The sequence below is a fragment of the Novipirellula artificiosorum genome (assembly GCF_007860135.1).
In the GTDB taxonomy this organism is placed as follows: domain Bacteria; phylum Planctomycetota; class Planctomycetia; order Pirellulales; family Pirellulaceae; genus Novipirellula_A; species Novipirellula_A artificiosorum.
Genome location: NZ_SJPV01000026.1, coordinates 17,341 through 39,001 on the forward strand (window position 1 = coordinate 17,341; position 21,661 = coordinate 39,001).

5 protein-coding genes and 1 pseudogene are annotated in these 21,661 nt (G+C 56.0%); 1 reads left to right on the plus strand and 5 read right to left on the minus strand.

All coding sequences use genetic code 11. From position 1 onward, the window contains the following. Positions 1-82: 82 nt before the first annotated feature. The 4 genes and pseudogenes from Poly41_RS32055 to Poly41_RS34620 all read right to left on the minus strand — a co-directional run bounded on the left by Poly41_RS32055 (position 83) and on the right by Poly41_RS34620 (position 17,924). Positions 83-14,839, minus strand: a complete 14,757-nt coding sequence (locus Poly41_RS32055) for a dockerin type I domain-containing protein (RefSeq protein WP_197231928.1) — start codon at positions 14,837-14,839, stop codon at positions 83-85. Positions 14,840-15,546: 707 nt separating this feature from the next. Beyond that, positions 15,547-16,893, minus strand: coding sequence for an efflux RND transporter periplasmic adaptor subunit (locus tag Poly41_RS35300; protein WP_231616121.1), 1,347 nt, complete (start codon positions 16,891-16,893; stop codon positions 15,547-15,549). Between the two features lie 49 nt (positions 16,894-16,942). After that, positions 16,943-17,521: pseudogene (locus Poly41_RS35890) on the minus strand (efflux RND transporter periplasmic adaptor subunit); the annotation flags it as partial. Between the two features lie 106 nt (positions 17,522-17,627). Further along, positions 17,628-17,924, minus strand: a complete 297-nt coding sequence (locus tag Poly41_RS34620) for a hypothetical protein (RefSeq protein WP_197231929.1) — start codon at positions 17,922-17,924, stop codon at positions 17,628-17,630. Between Poly41_RS34620 and Poly41_RS32070 the strand changes: the two genes are divergently transcribed. After that, entirely contained in the window at positions 17,853-19,082 is a 1,230-nt protein-coding gene (locus tag Poly41_RS32070; RefSeq protein WP_261344933.1) for a bifunctional diguanylate cyclase/phosphohydrolase, read from the plus strand. The genes Poly41_RS34620 and Poly41_RS32070 overlap by 72 nt on opposite strands. A gap of 72 nt (positions 19,083-19,154) precedes the next feature. On the opposite strand, the gene Poly41_RS32075 is transcribed toward Poly41_RS32070, so the two are convergent. Further along, positions 19,155-21,554, minus strand: coding sequence for a DUF6288 domain-containing protein (locus Poly41_RS32075; RefSeq protein WP_146531462.1), 2,400 nt, complete (start codon positions 21,552-21,554; stop codon positions 19,155-19,157). Positions 21,555-21,661 lie beyond the last annotated feature (107 nt).

Genomic DNA, 21,661 nt, shown 5'->3' on the forward strand with positions numbered 1-21,661 from the left:
CTTCAGCGTAATAGACGCCGGCAATCGTCAGCTTCAACAAGTGATATTGCAGCGAGCTTTCGTCTTGAGCCGCGTTCGACATCTACGTAAGTCCATGCAAATCCTGGGCAATCAAGTCAATGTAGTCCAACTCGTTCTCGTCCTCGTCGTCACGTGTGTCCATCCACCATGCTTCGCTGTGCCTTGCATGCACTGGTTCCGGCAACGTTTCTGCGGCGATGGATTCGCCTGAAGCCCCCACCTGCAGCGCCAACTGATTGATCACTCGCAATGCATCTAGAGCCGTGACACTTCCGTCGCCCGTCGTATCGAAGAACGGCAATTGCGACTGATAGGGCCGAGCGCCAAGCGGGCCAGCCCCACGGCTTGCAAGTTCATTGAGGATCAACAAAGCGTCCAGTGCCGAAACACCATCTCTCTGATTCACGTCGTAGATCGATGTTGGGTTTTGCCAGACAAGGTCGTTGGCGGTGATGGTCACGGCGATTCGGTGCGTTACTCTGTTTTCAGGTGATTGGGGATCGGAAAAGTCTACCGAGACGATCATCGATTCGCCTTCATCGGTACTGATCAACTCACCCGATCTCAATCGCAGAGTTCCATCGCTGTACTCAAACCGCGGATCGCTGATCAATACAACCGGAGCGTCGACGCCGAGAATCTGTAGTGTGCTGATAGGCAGGCCGCTAATGTTCTCGACAGCTGCGGTCGCGATTTGATTAACCGTGCTTCCGCTGCCAAGCGTGAATGTGAGGACACTGCATAGCGGAGCGTGGGCAATCGTGTTGGTTCCCGAGCCTGCGTCAATGGCAAAGCAGTTTGCGGCCAAGTCAATGTGATCATCACCGGCCAACGTTTCAATGGACAGTGTGCCCAGTAGCGATTCGGGATTGACGATCACAGTGTCATCACCCTCGGTGCCCGCAACGACGGTCTCGCTCGACTTGACTGTCCCAAGGATCTCTGGACGCCGCGAGGAAAACCGGACCGAACCGGGCGACTCGACCGCTGTTCCCACTGGAATCCTGACTGCTACTTCACCGACGACTTCAATATCGCCCAACGCGGACAAACTTTCCATGACCATAATGGACCGATCGGAACGAATCGACAACGCTTGTCCCGCCTCCAATCCGCTGGCTCCACGCCTACGAGTCGCTGCGTCGGATCCGGTATCTTCGCCTTCAGCGGTCGCGGGCGGATCGACAACACCGCCGAGGGTCACGTCGCCAGTGTTCTCGATAAACACGTCGCCCGTTGTCGCTTGGCCCTCGATTGCTGATGTTGTGGTCGTGATGGGATTGTCCGCCGCACCGATGTGATCACGTGCGAACAACCACAATTTGCCGCCGAGCACATTCGCCTGATCGCGAGCGAGGCCGGTGTAAATGCCGCCGCCGGGTGCGGCGAGAAAGGCGGTTTCATCGTCGGTGTCGATACGACCGAGGTAGAAATCGCCGGTGGTTTCGATTACATAAGCATTGGCTCCGCTGCGAAGCGACACATTGCCATCACCGTCGCCAAATCGCGAATCAATATCAATCTCATTGCCGACCGAGCCGATTGCTGCGAGGTTCGCCGTGAGCGTGATGTTGTTGCCAATGATGTCGACGCGGGGCAAGCCTTCGATCTGGTCCGAGTCCGCCGATTCTGGATGGCTGGCGTCTTGCACATCAACTGCGTCCAGGATCGAAATATCGGCTACCAGGATGACGTCGCCCGCTTGCGAAAGCACCTGCCGCAGGTTCATGTCGCCAACCGTTTCGGTTATCACCACTTCTTGCGTGGCGATCGCCGTCAGTGTGCCTGTATCGGTGAGGTTGATTTCAAGTGGATTACCGATACTCCCAATGCTTCCGCCCGCATGCAGTACCAATCCTTGCGAGCGAATGTTGGTTCCGTCGGTGTCGAAGAAGTCGAGGATTGCACCATCGGCAGTGATCGAAATAGATGCGTTACGCGAGAAGATTTGATTGATACTCAGATCATCGGCATCTTCGGTCGCATTGGTTTGTTCCAGTTCCACGGCTCCGTTCGCTCGAGCGATCAAGTAGCCGCCTTCGGAAAGATTCATTCTTAGAGGCGATTCCATCGAGCCGATGCTGCCGACGGACGATTCCAACACAACACGTTGGCCAGTGATCATCGGTAGATCGGTTTCCGACGCATTGATCAAGTCACCGTGGGCTTTGATTTGCACTCGACGATCGCCGCCTGCTGTGATCTGTCCAAGTCGCAAATCGCCTTCGGATCCGATGAACACATTTCGCTGCGACGAGGCGTTGACGACCCCCGCGGTCGCAAGGTCGATGTCTTCGCGGCGAAGTACACGCAGGAAGTTCGCTTCGTCAGGATTCTGGTCTGGCACGACCGCAGCGATATGCATTTTGGTGCTCGGGACATATTCGAATTGACCGTCCGGCGTCTTTCCTTCTAAGTCCACTGTCATCAGCGGTCCGTCGAGTTCCAAAATTTCATAGAACACGCCTTCGTCCGTTGTCTCGCGAGTGTTACCTTCCAAGTATATCAACTGCCCGACTTCAAAGCCAAAGTCGGCCCAAATGCGCGTGTCGCCTAAAAGTTGCTGATATCGGATTTGGTTGTTGAACAAGATCAACTCGCTATAGAGCTGTTCTTGGCTCAGGTAGACCAAGTCGTTCGGCTCTGCCGTAAGGATCGCGGCACGCTGGTCTAGCGTCAATGTCGCGGGTTGACCATCGTCATCACGTAGTGCAATCGTTCTTCCATTTTGATACTGACCGATCGCCAATGCGTCCGTAATCGTGACACTTGTACCAGTGATGTTTGCATCCTCGATGACAAACTCAGTATCGGAGATATCAAGGACTTCGCCGGGCCGGTTCGTATTGAGCAGTTCTTCTTCGGTCCAAACCTTCATCGAATCGTCGATGGCCAGTTCGTCGTCAGCCGTTGCTTGATACTGGTACTGGCGGTCGTAGGCGTCACCCAATGGCCCCGCGTTTGGATGCAACGCGTGGTACTGCGTGGTGCGGTTGTTTTCGATTGTTGTGATGCTGTCGGCGATGAATTGTTCCAAATCGTCACCTTCCAAATCTTGCTCGCTTCCTTGTTGACGGTACTCATCGTCGTAGAACGCTAGTTCGTCTTCGGACAATTCGACGCGATGATTCTCATCGTAGGACGAAGAATCAGTTTGAGTGTTTCGGTATTCCCAGTACTGGTGGTAATCTCGCGATTGGCTTGCGACCAATGCGTCGAGTCTTTCTTGTCGACGTTCGCTTGCGCCGAATTGCTCGGTAAGTCGCAGGTCGGCCCAAACGTCGCTTCGAAGTGCATCGAGGGCGCGTTCATCGCGGATGTCAACCTTGTTGCCATCGATGATCGTACCGGTGGAGGAAAGATGGACCGCACCGCCGGCTCGGATTTCGTTGATGACGACATTGCCCGGATGATGCATCACAATGTCACCCGACGCGGTTGCCGTCAGCCGATCTTCGAGAGTGTTGCGAAAGCTGATCGCGCTGACTTGAACATTGAGCGGTTTGGCCTGGCTGCTTGGATCGCCATTTGGATCACCAAGATCGCCGATGCTGCCACGCTGGGCATGCAAGACGACGGAATTGCCGGCGATCAGACCTTCGGCTTGACTACCGCCGGCAAGCTGGCCCACTACGATGCTGCCTGCCGCAGTAACTTGGACATCGTTTTCGTTGAGCAGTCCCGGTGTAAATGCCGTCTTGATGAGTCCAACAGGCAAGTCTCCCGCGACTTCATGCACGAACAGATTGCCGGATCGGGTGGTCGCACTGAGGCTGGCTGGCGAGGCGATCCGTTGCCATCGATCGCTGGTAAAGTCCTCGACACCGACGTCAATGATCGCTCGCGCTTTCGGCAAAAATTCGTAGATGTCGCCCACAGTTCCCTGCTCCTGGAAATCGGGAACAACCAGCACACGTTGTCCTCGCATCACGGGCACTGCCCCATCGTCGGTTCGGTAGTCGTAGCGGGGATTTTGCAACACATCGGTCAGTATTGGCGACGAATGGCTACCAATATCTAAAGTAGACGAAAGCGTGATTTGGGGAGATTGAACAAGCGCTGCGCCGGACGATTGTTGGATGCTCCTTGCCTGAATCTTCACAGTGCCGTTGGATGTCGTTAACACGCCGTCGACGAACACCCGTCCCGCCGACTTGATGTCGATCTTGCCCGTTGCATTCCCCAAGAATTCGATATCGATTGGTCGGTCCGCCCGGATGCTGTGGCTGTGCAGCGTTAGCGTTTTCTGTTTGCGAGTAAAGGGATAGTAGACATTTCTAACCGCCCATAGGAATGCTCCCGTCCACTGTTCCCACGGTTTGCCAGCTTCCCAACCGGTATCGTCCGCAGTGTAATTCCTTTCGGCGTACGAGTACCGCGGGCGGCTGGTCTGGTCATTCGCTGTAAAAAAGAATGCACCTGAGCCGTGTACCTTTGCATCGAGCGTCGTGGGTCCCGATGTTGAAAAAACTTCCGCATCGGGTGCAAAGGCGTCGATCGCCCCCAACCAAGACGACGAACGAAGCGTGCGCCGCGAGATCGTGGAGCTATCTTCAGCCACAACCCAACCGTACCTCAAATAGGGTTTCGGCAGGTAGATCATCTCGTCGTCGAGTTCAAACAGTTCGTGATGAACTTCGCCGTTCAATAGGTAACGACTTTGCTCAACGAGATCGCCCTTGCGAATGTAGTGATAAGATTCGGGAATCGTTCCATCGCCACGTGCCAAGTCGTTAATGATGACTTTGCCTTCACCGCGACGACTTGCGTCAAGTCGTTGCAGCTCGATGTCATAGTTTGTTTGGTTATCGATGTTGATGTTGGCATAACCACCGAAGACCCGAATCTCGCCCTGCCGTGTGTTGGCGACGTTTCCCGTCAGTTCCACGTAACCGCCGCCGACAATCAATTCACTCACAACAATTCGCAGGCGTTCATAATCGAAACTGATAACAAAACCGGCACTCGGTTGATTTTCAAGCGGCACGATTCCGGTCACTCCGTTGTTGATGCCCCACGCGATCTCTTCCGCGACCTCTTGATCGATGGTCAAATTGAAATCGGATTTACCACTTTGAATCAATCCATTGACATTGATAAAGTGGGCCTCAATGAAAATCCGGCTGGCGGAAATGCTTGGCGTTGTCGGTTCGGCAGCCAGATAGTTGGTGAATCCCGAGTTGGAGTTAAAACTTGCTTCGATCGGCACAATGCCCTTGAACGTATGAGCGTTGTAGAGCTGGTTGTGGATGTCCGCAAATTCGGTTCCCCTCACTTCGTGAATCGAACCAACGCCCGGCAGGTTGATCGTCGCGGTGCCCAGATTGCCGGCCCGTGTGACCAACTCGGCCGCCACAATTTCCGCTGTGATGATGATGCTGCCCGCGCCGCTTTGGTGATTGGTCAACTCAATCGAACCACCGAGGTTGCGTAGCGGTGCGCCGATGACGCTGATGTTGGGCCAGGGGTAAACCACGTCATCGACCGTCGAGGTGACCGCAGTGTTTCGGACCGAGATGGATGGATCAGGCGCGCCCGCCCCGCCAACGATACTGGAAAAGTCCGCAGCAGCGTTGTATTCCGGTTCGAGCAGGAACAAGATATCGGTTTGAGTCGCGTTTTCCTCAGTAATCGCGGAATTAATTGCACCAATCGTACCGAGACTCGCTTCGGAAACCCCGACATGGTTGAACCAAACGCCACCGGTGGAGTCCGCGATTTGCATTCCCGAAACTTCGATGTGTACCAGCGATTGATTGGTCACTTCGATCGTGGCATCCCCAGGAGCGTCGATTTCGCCGGTACCAACCAACCGATCACCCGAGACATCGATGCGACCAGCCTGTGCAAAAATGTCGCTGATCATGACGACAACAGCGTTCTGCTCCGAGGCCAACTCCGGTGCGTTCGCTTCGGGGCGGACCAGCAACCCCTGAGTTCGCAGTTCATTCTCGAGCCGCGTGATCTCGCTTTGATAGAAATTCCGTATGCCGACGTTGTCACCGTACTCGGCAAGCTGTTCTTGGGCCCGTCGCAAATCGGCATGCAAGCCGCTTTCGATCATTTCAATTCGCTGGCTAAACGGAATGTCGCCCTGGGCGTCGACGTTGTAGTCATCGGCATTGTTGGGATCGCCATTGTCGCTCAGTTGCACACCTGCGATCACCAATTCACGATGGCGATTGATGCCGGTACGCAATGTGCCGTTGACCGTGATGACACCGAATGCAGCGGAGTTTAGTTTTCGTGTGGAAATCTCGACACCGCCTTCGGCTGCCGTCCCGTTCAGAACATCCCTTAGGCCGCTGACCCAATTAACGGCTTTGGCGATGCCCGCGACATTGTTTTCACCATGACGTTCGGCGTGCAGTCCGATGTTGCCGCCCGATTCGACGACCGCGCCAGACGCTACATTGATCTTGTTTTTTTCCAGCAGCGTGGCGGTTGCGTCGATGAATTCGAGCGGGATCACACTGCCGCCAAATGTATCCATTCGCGCCTCGACGTCGTAGTTGGATTCATCAAAGGTATCGATGCCCGCGGACAGAATGATATCGAGGTCGGCGCGAAGCGACGCATTACCTTGCAGATCAATTTCATTGCGTGGACGGAGTGTAATTTCTGAGCTTCCGCTTCCGATCGTGACGGGTCCGTAGGCGTCCGAGTTCGCCTGAATCCGTGTGTCCGCGGTGCCGGTAGCGTCCATTTCAATCGTGCCGGTACTGCTGAGCGACGCACCATCGCCGACAATCACTTGTGCATTCATTTGATTGGCGATGATCGACGAATCGACATGCGTCTGCGCTCCCGCGCCGCCGGCCCGCACGGTCAATCGATCTGTGGCATCGATCCAATTGGCTGCAGACAGGGCAAGCGTTGCTGCATCGCCGCCGGTTGCTCGCAGCGTTGCACCGGAGCCGATATTAACAGCGGTGTTCATCACAAGTGCGGTATGACTGCCCGCACCGCCACCAGTGATCAATCCGCCTGTGGTGGCGTCAACGTTTCCGGCGTCACCGAGGTCGGGTTTAGCGACGTACTGCTTAGCGTCGATATCGATATTGGTCGCTTCGATGGATGCATTGCTGCCGACATTGGCGCTGACCGTCGCGGTCACATCGTTGTAAACAAAGCCGCCTTGGCCCGACAGTACGCCGCCGGCGACCGCACCAAGCACTGCGTTGGTTTGTGTCAAAAAGTTCGCGTCGACAATCACGGACTCAACATTCAAGACACTGGCGTCGCCAATAACCGCTTCCGTTGTACTGCGATTGGCGACTTTCGACTGCGTGACACTGCCGGCACTGACGCCTCCGCTGCCCGCGTTGGCGTCGGAAAGTGCATTCGAGTGACCGGTAGCGCGAATCAACAAATTTCCGCCTGTGATCTGAACATTGTTGCCCAAAAGTGCTTTGGTCTTTAAGTTGTTGTCGACTCGGGCGGTGGGCACACCGACGCTGATTAGTCCGCCGGTGTAAGCGTCCGTTTCCGAGCGTTGCAGGTTTCGAGATTCCGCCTCGACCGTTGTCAACTCACCCACTTGAATATTGTTCGATCCATTGGCGATATTGGCTTGCACTTCGCTGGTGTCAATCGCTTCGGAGTAGGCCGAGTTCGTACCCATCAGCAAACCGCCGCTGGATGCATTGGCGATTGCCGACGAGGCGGAGTCTTGTAGCGGAACAGCGGCACTGCGAATCGTCAATCGTTCGACGTCCACCAACCGGTCGCCACTGCTGAGCTGGGCATCGATCACGCCGCCAACCGTCACGGTCGCGTCGGAGCCACCAAACGACGCACCCACGGCGACTTGGAATCCGAATGCCTCGGCGGTGGCCAACGGGTTGTACGTCGATTTGATTTCAAGGTCATCGCTGGTGACCGCTGTGCTGGACACGAGCGAGTCGACGGTTGGTTGGACGATCGCGGTGGGCACGCTGCCAAAACCGGCCAACCCGAGGACCGAGACGCCGACGGGTTTTGTATCGGAGTTTACTTCGGCAGTAACAATCGAAGCCACCGAGACTTTGGCACCGGCATTCAGGTCGCTGAGTGCAACCTGCGAATCGACATCGGATCGCATGCGACCGTAGGCGACCGCACCACCGCCCGTTACATTCGCTCCGATCGCCAGCGTCGCGCCGACGGCAGTGGTGTACGAGACCGTTTCGATGTCGCCGTCTTCGACGGCACTGACGTTAATATCGTTCACTGCGTTGACAGTCGCATGTTGAATCGAAGCGTCGAGCAGATTGTGAACATCCGACTCCGCTTTGGAAACCGAAATCGAAGCCCCACTGGCAAAAGTGCCGATCATCGCGCTGACCGTCACGGTACCGACGGTGGTGTTTACCTTGGATTCATCGTTAGCAGCGACATTGACGGAGTCGGCCGAATCAATCACGACACGAGCGTCGGCTGACGTCCCAGCAATGCGAGCCGCAATCTCGCTAGCGACTTTGTTGTAGGCGGCCGTTCCCGCGCCGGCTACACTCGCCGCCAATTCTGGCGATCCGGCTGCGGACACGACGTTCGCATTCATCGCGGCGGTGATGGAATCGCTATTGGTCGCCAATACGCTTACCAAACCCGTACTTACAATGGTCGTGTTGCCCTCGATCGACGCAGTGATTTGATTGGCCATTTCGGGTAAGGAGCGATCGTCAGTGATATCGCCGATGACGTTGTGCGCGTCGTTGATGCCGACTCCCAAGCCACCGCCGCCCGCCAAACTGAAACCCGTGGCGACCGAAGCGTTTAGGATTTGCGATTTGGTGTCCGTGTGACTATCAGCCGTGACGTTGACCTTCGACGCATACAGTTGACTATTGCGGATGGTCGCCAGCGTTTTATTGGAAACCGTATTGACCGACGAGGCTCCGGCACCGCTGATTCCGCCAGCGATTCCCGCGGCACCGGTGCCCGAAACCGACGTCGCGACCGACGCGGCATTAATCCTTGACGATTCACTTTGCTCGGCGGCAACCGTGACCGTTGGATTTTTCGTTTCCGCGAATGCAGCAGATGCGATCAAGGCTTCAACGCGGTTGTCAACGATGTTTTCCGCCAGCGAGATGCCGACTTGGACTGCTCCGCCGGCAGCACCGCCAACGAACCCGGCAACGGTGACGGCTGTCGTATTGGCATCAATCCTTGTCTGGTCAGTCGCCTCCACACGAACCGTACCGATCACGTCGATATCGGGAGCCGATTGGCCGTCAATTTTGGCTAGCACGGACGGACTAATGCGGTTGGTTGTCTTTGTGCCCGATCCCGCGCCGGCACCTCCAAAACTGACCGCACCAGCGATGACGAAACCGCCGACAAAGGTCTCCGCATCAATGTCTTGGTTTGAATCACTTGTCACCGCCAGATTGACGGTGTCGATCGTCGAGCCGATGACTTCAGCGTGAACGCGGGCGTCTTGCTTTGTGCCATTGAGCATGTAACCGACAAAGTTGTTCGCAACCGAGGCACCGATCGAGGCACTAGCGCCAGGAGCGGCCGAACCGGCGACGCTCGAGGTGACTCCGTACACTCCGGACTGGATCGTCGCTGTCGAATCCGCCGTCACTGACAGCAATCGCGAGACCACGTTCGCATTCTTCACCAGGGCATCGACGTCACTGAGGATGCCATTCGACGCTTCGGCTCCGCCGCCGCTCATCGAAAACGCGGGCTTTACGGCCGCACTGACCGCCAAACTTGCCGCGACGGCGACCGCGTTGATGTTCGCATTGTCCGCCGCATGGACATGTACCATTGCCAGATCGTTGTCGGATGTGGTCGTCGATCCACCCTCGATCTTCGCCGTTGTCGTGTTCCCGATTTCGTTGCGCGCGACGGACATTCCGACGGCGACCGCACCGCTCAGCCCCGCCGCAAACCCAGCATCGACTGCGGCACCGACGGTCGTGGCGATGATCGATGTTGCGTCATGAGCCAACACTTTGATGGCATGAAGTACCGACTCGACATCCGACTCGACAATCTCTGCGGTAATCGTATTGGCGACCTGGTTGTTACTGCCGCTGCCGGCACCCGCCAGTGACGCCGACAAGCCTTGACTAGCGGCGATACCCATCGATCCGGCAACCGACAATGCATCGACCGAGGCCGGTTGGGATTCGGTGTCGTCGATCGGCAAATTGGATTGGACCAGAATCGCTCCGCTGGTGCGAACTTCGGAGTCGGCGATGCGTGCCGTCGTCGAATTTGCGACCTCGTTGAATGACAGTCCGATTCCGAGCGCCCCGTTGACCTTGGTTGCCGCACCGCCCGAGAAACTCAATCCGCCAGCATCGGCGATCACTTTACTTTCGTCGCGAGCTAGAACACTAACATCGCCATCGAATATTTCAACGACTGAGTCATTTATGATCTCAGCGGCCACGGTTTTATTGACCCAATTTTGAACGGCGGCACCAAGCCCGCCAAACGTTCCCAATGCAGGCGTCAGTGCAAGCGTTGCGGCACCACCTAGCGCCATGCCGCGAACTCGCGATTCCGGCGCATCGTCAGTATCACCGGCTAGCGAAGCCACGCTGACGAGCAAGTCGCCGTTGCCCACATTGAGATGTGATCGATCAATCGTGGCTTTGGTGTGGCCGCTCACATCGTTAATTGCCACACTCGTACCAAATGACAGCGCTGTACCGCGTTTCGGGCCACTGCCAAAACCGATGGCCAACCCACCGGCATCGGATTCGATCTTTGAGGCTTCTGTGGCGGTAACGGTTATGGAGCCCAACGAAGTCACCAAGCTGTCATGAATCGTCGCGTCAACGGTTTGATGCGTGTTGTTAATACCGACGGCTCCGGCTCCAGCCAAATTGAGCTTACCCGAGTTGGCTCCGGCGGCAGTTTGGACTGCGAACGAGCCGCCGATCACCAGTAACTTGGTCGAGGTCTCTGCGTGAGCATCGATCTCGAGAGCCCCGAGTTCCTCCGCTCGCTGGTTGTCCATGTACGCATCGACATCCGTCGTCACCGAGTTGTACGCCACCGGAGCGGTGATCGCGATCGGGCCGGTTTGCTTAGAGTCTGCGTCGGCAAGTGTGCCGCCTAAACCTTGGACTGCACCGGAGATGACAATGGTTTGAACTGTGCCGGTTGCCGCTGCCGCGATTTTGGCCGGCCCGAGGGCGTACAGTGGTGATGCGGTCGCCGGGTTGCCGTCCGCCACCGTCTCTTCGCGACCAACAAACGCGGCCACGTTTTGCTCGACCACATTCACTCCGATCGACGTGCCGATTCCGACTTGTTCGCCTTTGAGCACCGCACCGGCGTAGGTGATGCGGTCGAGATCATCGTTTGCGATCACATCCAACGTGCCGACGCCGATCGCGGCGTCTTCGTGAATCGCGGCCATGGTCGTGGAAGTAAGATCCGAGGCGGCAATCGCGGCGGAGAAGCCGATCTCGGTCGAACCTGTGCCGGTTTGCACGCCCGCGAAGTTGTAGGTGTCGCTACCTGCGATCACGTGCAGATGCGATGCATTGACTGCTGCCTGCGATTCGATCTCCGCGATCACTCGGTTGTCGGTGGTGTTGATAATCAACGTGCCACCGAACGCTTTGTCACCGCTGACACCCAGTGGATTGACGAGGTCCTGCAGGAAGGTCGCGACGTCGAGTGATTTTTGGTTGGCCGCGTTGTTGAACGCTTCCACAATGCCGGGTACGCTTAAGTTGACCGACATCATTTGGCCGACTTCGATGATCGACGCCTCCAGATCCGCTTCCACCGAGACCGTTCGACGATGTGCAAAAAAGCTTGAGTCCTGATTGACCTGCGCGCCACCACCAATTCGCGCAATCACTTCGTTTTCCGTGAACGTCAATGCAACGCCGCCGCCGATGGCGAGTACTTTTTCATTGTTCTCGCTATCGTCGCCATTGGCGATCGATCGCGAGTAGACGTTCGTCAGATGGGTGAAGTCCAAATCGCCGGAAAGCCAAGCGCCGAATCCAGCCAGTCCCATGCTGACGGTGTGCTGGTTACCTTCGGCATCGGGCAGTAGTGGATAGACGACGCCGGCGCGGACGCGAGTGTCCCCCAGTGCATCCAGTGTTGCCGAATCATCCACGATGGCATGAGTCGTGTTGCGATACACACCGACACCGACGCCCAAAGCGAACTCTTTGTTCCCGCCTTCTTCGCTGAGAGCGTTGCGCGTCGATTCCGCCGTAACACCCAGCTTGACGGCTTGCTCGGTCGTCGCGTCGACACTTAAATCACCGAACGACCGAAGTGTTGCAGTCGTTGCGATCTTCGCCGCGACCTGGTGATCAAAGTATGCCACTGAGATCGACCCTGCCGCATCGAGATTCGGTTCCGAATCGGTTTGCGTGTTGCTTTCCGCTTGCTGCTTCGCATTGCCATCGATACCTTCACGCAGCTTGTCAATGAACTCGAAACCGAGCTGTGCGATGTCGTCGATCTGGCCGTTGCTGGCTCCTTGAATCAGTGCGGGCCAAGGTTGCTGGCCGTTGGTCAAATTGACTCCGGCTTGAGCAAAGTTGGTCGCGTCCAAATGTGCATTGACGCGGATTCCACCGTGAAGATCGAGACGCTCGATCGAAAAACTACCATCGCTTACCGCTTGCAAGTCGACCGTCTGGGCCAGTTCTGCATGAACCAGCGAACTCGCCAATCGCACGTCGTTCGGGCGATGCGGGTCGACGATGACTCGATAAGCCAAGTTGTTTTGTAAACCTCGAATCGGCGCATCGGGCAACGTCACATCGCCGAGCTTGCCGACTTGGTTGCCCTCGGCATCGAAGGCAGCGACTTCACGCGACATGGTACGATTGGGATCGACGCCGTAAACCAATAGGTCACCGGTTCGTAAACCGTGCGATTCCGGCAGAGTGATACGACCGGTTTGATGGTCTACAGTATCGCGTGGAATAAAGGCAATGATATTCTCGTAGTAGCTAAAGCCTTGATCGAGACTGTCGGCTGGGGCAGTGAAGTCGACGATTTCGCCAGTCTCCAACGAACGCAGCTTGATATGCACGCCGTCACGCACAACCTCGTAGCTCTCGTTTTGTGTCAGGCCCGCGATGCCTTCGGCGACGGTTTCTGCTTCCGATTCGTTTGGGCTGTCTGGCCCCAAATAAGTCACGCGGTCCACATTCGCGGGCAACGAAAGTTCAATCAATCCATCACCGCTGGCGGACTCGGTGCTGATCGCCGAAACGGGAAACTCGATCAGTGCGAGTTTGGAAAGCGTATGCTCGCTCTCCTCAGGAACTTGTCTCGCGTCGACGGGCAGACTTTCTGCACGCGTAAGACGCACGGACTGCGAAACTTGCCCTTCACCTGCATCGACCGGTTCGGTCGCTTCCGCGACGATGTACTCCGCTTGGTCGTGCAGTCCGATTTCGGTATTCGCCGACGTGTTGGAGGTAATCCGCTCGCCTACTCGTAGCGGCTCGCTCGACGGAACCGTCATAAGGATCTGATCGCTCGTGGCGTCAACGTCACTCACAGAGAATGGCACAGTGCGCACGTTGGTGGTATCGCCGCTAACGATATTTCCGGCGATATTCGCGCGAACCTCCGCGTTGTCGACTCCGATGGCTACCGAGAACGCCGCTTCGCCATCTTGGAACAGTGCTGTGTCGGCTTTGGCCTTGTTTGTCACCGTGGCTTGCGCGTCCAAGTTGACTCGGCCTTGGGAGTCAAGTGTGACGAACTGGCCGACATCGATGACGGAGACTTCGTGCGTCAGTGCGACGGCCAGGTTGAATGCGTAGTCGACGTCGCCGGACGAGAAATGCGAGCCGCCTTCGGAACGAGTGGTTGTCTGTGCCGTACTGGTCGCGTTGGTTTCCACGTCGATGTAACTAGCCGCATCGAAGGTTGTCGTACCCAGCAAACTGATCGTTGCCGACGATGCCGACTTGCTAAAGCCAACCGAGCCCATGAATTCTCGGTTCGTGCCGTTGATGGCCAGTGCGTTGATCGATGAATCCGCGGTCGCCGAAGCGTCGATATCAATCCATGTCGAACTCGTAATGCCCGCGTTTTCAATCACGATCGATGACGTGGCCTCGTGAATCTTCACTTGCCCCGATACAGGCGAGACGGCGCTGATGCCGATTTGCGGAGCCTGCTGCAGGGCATCAATCACACCCGAGGCGATATCATTCTGATACGCGGCGACATCGTCGTACCGCGACAGCGTATTGCCGTTTGCATCTAGAATGACATCACGTCCAAGCAACACCGAACCGGTGATCTGCAAACTGGAGTTTCGTGCGTCGCCCACAATTGGCAGGGCGGCATCCTGAAAAAAACGGTTCAGGTCCGAGATCCGATCGACCGCTCGCAGCGTGATTTGCCCCGCCGCCCGAGTGGAATCGGGGGCAACTTGAGTGTCGAGCTTTGAACCCGAGAGAACTTGAATCTGACGAGCTTCGAACAGCAGGGCTCCCGCGTTTTCTAGATCCTCAAAGTCCGTCGTGACGATCTCTGAATCGGTAAGATCAATCATCTCGGCGTAAACGAATAGCGAGTTTCCATCGAGTGCGAGATCCGAATCGGCCACAAAAGACCGGCTCCTGATCTCGATTCTGTCATCGATGTCGACCAGCAGTGCCTGATCGAGGATCGAGTTATCAACTCGATCGCGGATCTGGACAAGATCGCCCACCATCTGCAGCTCGACGTCCTTGTAGGGGACATCGACGATCAGGTCGGCTGCCAATAGTTGCCGCTGCTCAAGTCTCTCAAACCGCCCCAATCGACGCACACAGCGTGCTCGCCCACGACGTCGAAAGCGACTTCCGGATTCTTTATGTAGAGTCATCAGATCAGGCTGAAAAGGAAAAGAGAATCGCCGCCCGTGACGAGCCAGCTTCACCCCAACGTGGCCAAGCGACTCCCCCTCCCGCCATGAAAACTGGAAATTTTGACGGAATCCGCCCATCCAAGTCGTCTCGAGCATTGATTCAAAAACGCCCCTGAATCATTGACCCATTGATATTGCAATCACGCCAGAACGGGGTTTGGCGGGCGCGAATTGCGAAATTCGCTCTCCAATTTTCGCAGAAAGCGCTCCAGCTAGGATATCGCAATACAGGAATCCAATCGATTGTGAGAGTTGTCGCTGCACTGGCTAGGTTCTGTGTTGTTGTCCCCGCCCTCGCGGTGGAACAAGCGGTAGATGAAGACCGATCTTGACTTGTAGTATCGGATCGCCAGCTGGATTCGTCCTTCGATTGGCGACGACGAACATCCAGTCTCTCGCCACGAGCAAGCTGGATCGCTCGACCGCGTCTACTCGAAAAGGAAACATTGAAGACAGGATTAACAGGATTGACATGACGCGCTAATGCGACAGACATGAACTTCTTATTCTGTAGATCATGTCAATCCCGTCCATTCCCCAGCCAATGCGAGACAATAGAACTCAAACAATGAACAAGAGCACACATCGACGCAGTTTTGAGTACTGCCTTGCACCGAGAACCCCACCGCTGATGGGACCGGCCATCATGCACGAGATTCCACTGCTCAATGGAACACGATGAGACCGCTTAGATAATTCCAAAACTGGCTGCCGAGTGTAGCATGTCGATGCTTGATCCGCACGAAGGCTCGTTGACCACAACGCAACACTTGGCTCTGCTCGGCCGTCAGCGAGATGAACGCGTTGATTCGTGGTTCGCTCAACAGGAGTTCCTCCGTTTCCGTCTTCAGTACCGGAAGGTTGCCTCCGTTAATCGCGATCAGCGACTCATCGGGAATGCTCACACTGGCGCGAGACTCGACGTGCGATATTTGAGCCATCCAACTCGGCTGCCCAGCCATGACAACCAGCACAGGATTCGTCGACAAGCCCTCGTGACGACTTGCTTCACGTTGGCTCAATGATATCTTCAATCGCTTCTGCTGCTCCACTCCGATCGCACCGAGCTCGTCACCCTGATGCACATAGCAACCGAGTTGCCATGCCAACTGGCGAGCGACGACACGCCCGCCACCGGGCGCACGCACGACCAAGCTATCCAGCTCTTGTTGTTTCGCCTCGACTTGTTCTCTCAACCCAATGAGTTGCGATTGCGAGTCGCCTAACAGAGAGGTATCGCCGTTCCATCGCGCGGAACGCACGGCCAGTTCCATTTGCGCAATTTCTTTCTGAAGCAGACCAAGCGATTGCACCAAGTCGTCATTGCGAAGGGTCACAAGCGGTTGGCCATCGGTGACCGTTTCGCCATCAAGCACATGCACTTGGTCAACGAATCCGTCAAGCGGTGCTCGCACCACCAACGGTGGATCGTACTGAACGATGGCAGGCGTGGTCATTTGCAAATCCGTCGGAATGACGAATGTCAGTGGCAAGATGGCGGCAAACAAGATGCCGAGGCGAAGCAATAGGCGAGTAGGATAGAGATCGCCAGATTGCTTTAGCGATACCAGATGAACACCAAGCCGGTATAGCGGCAGCAGGATGAACGAGATCAAGCCCGCAGCCGCGATCACGAGGCCCGCGCCGTGAAAGAACGCAGCAGCAATGATCAATCCGGATATCGTAACGACCCGATAAGCAGCGGCCGAAAGACCGTAAACTTTCACCCAAGGCGGATTTCCTGCGGGCATCGGAGGAACATGCTGGTTGAGTCCGAGTATGTACCGCCCACCAAAGTATCTCGCATACGATTGGCCGTAGTTGTAGAGATTGTCGACGCCGGTTGCATCGGCCAGCGCGAAGTAGCCATCGAAACGCAACAGCGGATTCAAATTGAACAGCAGCGAAGTCACGGACGCTAGAAGCACGAAATCCGCAGCGACTTGCTTCCATGTCAAGGAATCGATGAATTGCCATGCAATCAAAGCAACCCCAGCAACGAACAGTTCCACGCCAATTCCTGCCAATGTCACATGCAAACGTTTCCAACGCGAATTGAAACGCCATCATGCCTGACTCGATAGACGTTACGTCGGCTTCAGGAATCGCGATCTCAGCGACGAGTTGATCAAGGGGTGCGATCTCGAACAGGTTTTCGCCGATATGCAGCGGGACGCCTTCAGCGCGTTCCAAATCACCGCTGATGACAACGCCTGTGATCGGTGAGCGGATTTCTAGGTTCCGTTTGCGATCCTCGAGCAAATGAATTTCACTTTGCAGTTGAAATAGCTCAAGACGCTCGAACTCGGCCTTGGATCCAACGCCGGATGACAAGGCCGCCGAGCGCCGCTGAGCGGTTTGGTCCATTTTGGCTTGCAGGCTTGCGATCTGTGATTGTAGTTCGCCGCCATCGAGTACCGCCAACAATTGCCCCTCGTCCACTTGATCGCCCGGTCCAACGTATGACTTCAATAGCTTGCCATCGAAAGGAGCAGCAACAAAGCGCCGCAGCGCTGGTTCGCAGGTGACATTGCACTTGACAGAATGTCGCCAAGGGACGAAGCCAATCAACATCAATGCTGCGACGGTTACAAGGTAGAGCTTCGCATTGCGTATGTTTTCAACGGCGAACGGTATCATTCGACCGTACCAACGGACTCGAGATGGCTCGTCATCGAGGTGCTCAGACGCAGCCGGAAAGACGGCGTTGGAAACGGGGGTATCGATCTGCACAAGCGTCCCCTGCTTAGTTGTAGCGTCTGTTCAGCTGATAAGTGTCGCTCGCGATGCCTTTGTTTGATGCATCCACATTCAACAGATGGCACCGAGAACCCGCACTCAGCGACCGATCGAAGTTATCCACATGTACTTTGACAGAATACATGTTGGTCTCGCCATCGGGATAGGGCGACACGTAGTAGGCGGTCCCGTTGGCTCTGCGCCCTTCGTCGACGAACAAGATCGTCGCTTCGTGGTCCAGTACAATTTCATCGCATCGACCCTTGAGGCGTTGCAGAAATCCAAGCAAGAAATCAGCAAGCAAAATGATGAATTAAGGTATTTAGCGACTCGAGACCCGTTGACAGCGTGCTTGAATCGAAGACTGTTTTTTGAGATGTTCGACGAGCAATTCAATCATGCGAAAGCGAATGCTCTTCCGCTTTGTGCAATCATGGTTGACATCGATTACTTCAAAGCAATCAATGATGGTTACGGTCATAGCATGGGGGACGAGGTCCTCCGAGAAGTCGGGAACTTGCTAAACGCTGCGACGCGAGCGGACGATGTGGTCTGTCGCTATGGGGGTGGAGAATTCAGCCTGCTGATGCCAGCTGTAACGGCACTCTTGTCAGCACTGTCGTACCGCGACAATCAAACGGGTCAGCATTCGACCCGTGTTTCCAACTATGCAGCACTTCTTGCACAACGAGTATTGAGTCCACGAGATGTGTATGTGGTCGAAATGGCAGCGTTATTGCATGACATTGGCAAGATCGGTGTGCCCGATGCCATACTATTGAAACCGGGACCGTTGACGAAGGACGAATGGGTGCAAATGGAACGTCACGATCGCATTGGAATCGAGATCATCAGCAAGTCGTTCAAGCACCCCGGGTTGACGGACATTGTCAAGCATCACCATGCGCGATACGACGGAACCAACGGAAGTGAGAACGAACCTGTTGGCTCGGAGATCCCAGTGGGTGCCCGAATCTTGACGATCGTCGATGCATTTGATGCGATGGTATCGGATCGGCCTTATCGAAAAGGGATGCCGGTAGCGGACGCCGTCAGCGAACTACGCCGTTGTGCCGGCTCGCAGTTTGATCCTGAATTGGTCGAGCACTTTATCGACGTCATCGCAAATCTGGGGTCTGTTCTTCCCGAAAATCAGGGCGAGACGATTTCCAATGACTTGGTACTGAACATTGGCGAGCAGGTTGAGCGGCTTGTTGACGCCGCGGATGCCGGCGATAGCACGACCTTCGCAGCCATTGCGGAGCGACTACGAATGACTGCGGAGAAATCCAACGTGCCATCACTTGCCAGCGCTGCATCGCGTGCCATCGAGGTTGTCAGTGAAGAAGTTCAGCTCGAGCAATTGATTGAGCAATCGTTCGAGCTTCTAGCTGTCTGTCGGTCCATGCGAAGCAACCTCGCGTCGACCGAGGAAGAGCTGGTTGATTCACGCATGACTTGACATTGGGGCGAATCCAGGCACTAGCAGTGACCATCGAAGATGGTTCGTTCGCCTTTTTTTGACCCCGCGCGATCAGATTTCACCAAGACTGCGCAATGCAACGGCATCGTCGCTGTCTTCTATCTCCGAAATGAGCGAGCGAAGTTGGTCAATCTGGGGTTGCAGCCCTTTGGCCTCCGTGTGGGCAAGCAAGTCCCTTTCCAATTGTCGGAGTTGAGGCAAGTTCGGCTTGGCGGCGCCACCGTAGATTGCCAGCGTTTTGAGGCAACGTGAAATTCGATCACGCTTACCCCACTTGTCGATCTCCATGATCTCGATGCAAAGCGGGATGCCTTCCTTGATACGGTGTTTGGCCAACAGGTCGATTCCGGCCAAACGGACTCCACTTGCGAACATGATTCCACTCGGGGCGGGTGTGACGATCGCCTCGTGGATGGCGGGCAACAGCGGCTTGATTTCTTCGTAGGTCAACTGTTGATAGATTCCGCCGACCGTCCCGCGAGCTCGCCCATCTTGGTTGTTCAATCCGGCCGCCACCGCTTGGCGAAGCAGTTGGCGATCGACGTCGTCGAGGGACCGTTTCAACATTTGCCCAAAGACAGCGAAGCAGAGGTAACGCTGCTCCATCCCACGCGGGTCGTTCTCGGAGGGGCCTTGTGCCAGCATCGTGAGCAGTTCTGGCACCGCCGACATGGCTGGCTTGCCGATTGCGGCCAAAGCATCTGCGGCCTTCACTCTCAGCCAGAGATCATCATGCTTCAGGGCCTTCCTCAGGGCCGGTACGGCAGCAGCAGTTGCGCCCTTGAGCGTCAAGATGGCCTCACAGGCGCCGTAGCGTGCTTCGAGTCGCGGTGATTCCAGTAGCGAAAGGACCGAGTCGATTGAGATCGCTCGGCGCCGAGCCAATGCCTTCGCAGCCCGCTCACGCACTACTGGCGACCAGCTTTCCAGACGCTCGATGAGCTCGTTTTCATCCAGCTTGTCATAGTAACTGTTGCGGTCTTTATTCGTCCAGCCACACCCGTCTTGAATCAGCGCTTGAGCGGCTGTGGCATCAAGATGGGGAACGGTCGACGACCCTTTGCCGGTCAGACAGATCTTCTTCAGCGGCATCGCATAGGCCAGCAGATAGCCGCCGGTACAATCCCAACCTGGGTACTTGTCGTTTTTCGATTGAGGTGGACCTTGGTGCAGAAAGGTTCCATCCCAGCGTCGTGCAAGATCAAAATACCAAGCACCAAATTCCTGCATCCATGCCCCCGTGGCATGGGGGCCGGATTGGGAGACGCCAGGAATCGACCACAGGATGTTGAAGAAGTTGCCGGTGTGTCCACCGTCACGCTCGGCACCGTAGGAGGCGACACACATCCGCGAGAAGAATTCGCCTCCTTGAGGATTATCGAGAAGGCTAAACATAACCGAGGCCATCCCGCATTTTCCGTTGTCCTCGTGGGTTTGTGTCCAAGGGTGATGATCGCCGTAGGGGACCGCTCCTTTGCCGATGTAGAACCGCATCAATCGCGCGCTCTTTTCAATCGCCTCGCTCACTTCCGGATCGTCGACCCCGGCCTCGCGTGCCAGGATCATCCCAATCGTCAGCGGCAGGCCGGGGGCATTCATCATACCGTAGCCCAGAAGACGTCCGTCGGGTCCAGCAAACTTGTGCCCCCATGAACCAACGATGCTTTGCCCCTCAGCAGCTTCCAACGCCAGACGCCGCAAGCCAGGCATGACCGACTCGTCGCCGGTAACCATCTTGTACTCGGACAGCAGCATGATGACGTAGCCGTAATACCAAGTCTGAAAACTATCGGCCGAGTAGTCTGCCGCCCACTCGGCCTCTTTCTTCACGATTGGCAGATATTCAGATTTGCCGCTGGCCAGCAGTGCCAACGCGTTCAAGCAACGCGTGATCGGATCCTGCCGATACGCGGGGCCTGCGATACGCTGGGCCAATACCTGGCAACCTTGCTCAAAAATCCGCTTTGACTTTGGACAGTCGTACGGCGCCATGGGGCTGTAGGAACCCAAGACCGAAAGCTTGACGATAACGTTCTCTGTCGTGCCCGTTCGCCAACGAATCAACGACAGATTTCCCTTACCGGTCTCCGATTCCGCCATCGTCAACGCCTTGCCCAATTCGGTGCGAGGGTCGTAGGAAAACGGCTTACCGCTCACGCCAAGAATCACATCACCCACCGCGAGGATTCCATCGGCGGGCGATCCTTTCTCCACTTTGGTGATCGCGATTTGCCGCGCGTCGGTGGTGACAAGCTTGTCACTAAACATCCAGCCTCGGGCACCGGTAGCTCCCAAGTTCCAGTCGTGATTGGCGCCGGCGGGGATCTTCTCACCTTCAGTGAAGTCCGGGTTAGTCATGGTGGAACCAGGCCCAGCGGCAAACGTCGGTGTCACGTCAAAGAGGCAAATTGCCATCGCAGCAAAGGAAAGGGCAACGTGTTTTAAGTTCATGGCGGGAGCTCTTCGTTTGTTTAAGGGAGACAATTTTAGTCGCTTTTCGCGGGGCACATGAGAAAAACAACTCTGGTATCTGAGAAGTGGCGTAAGCTTTCAGCTAG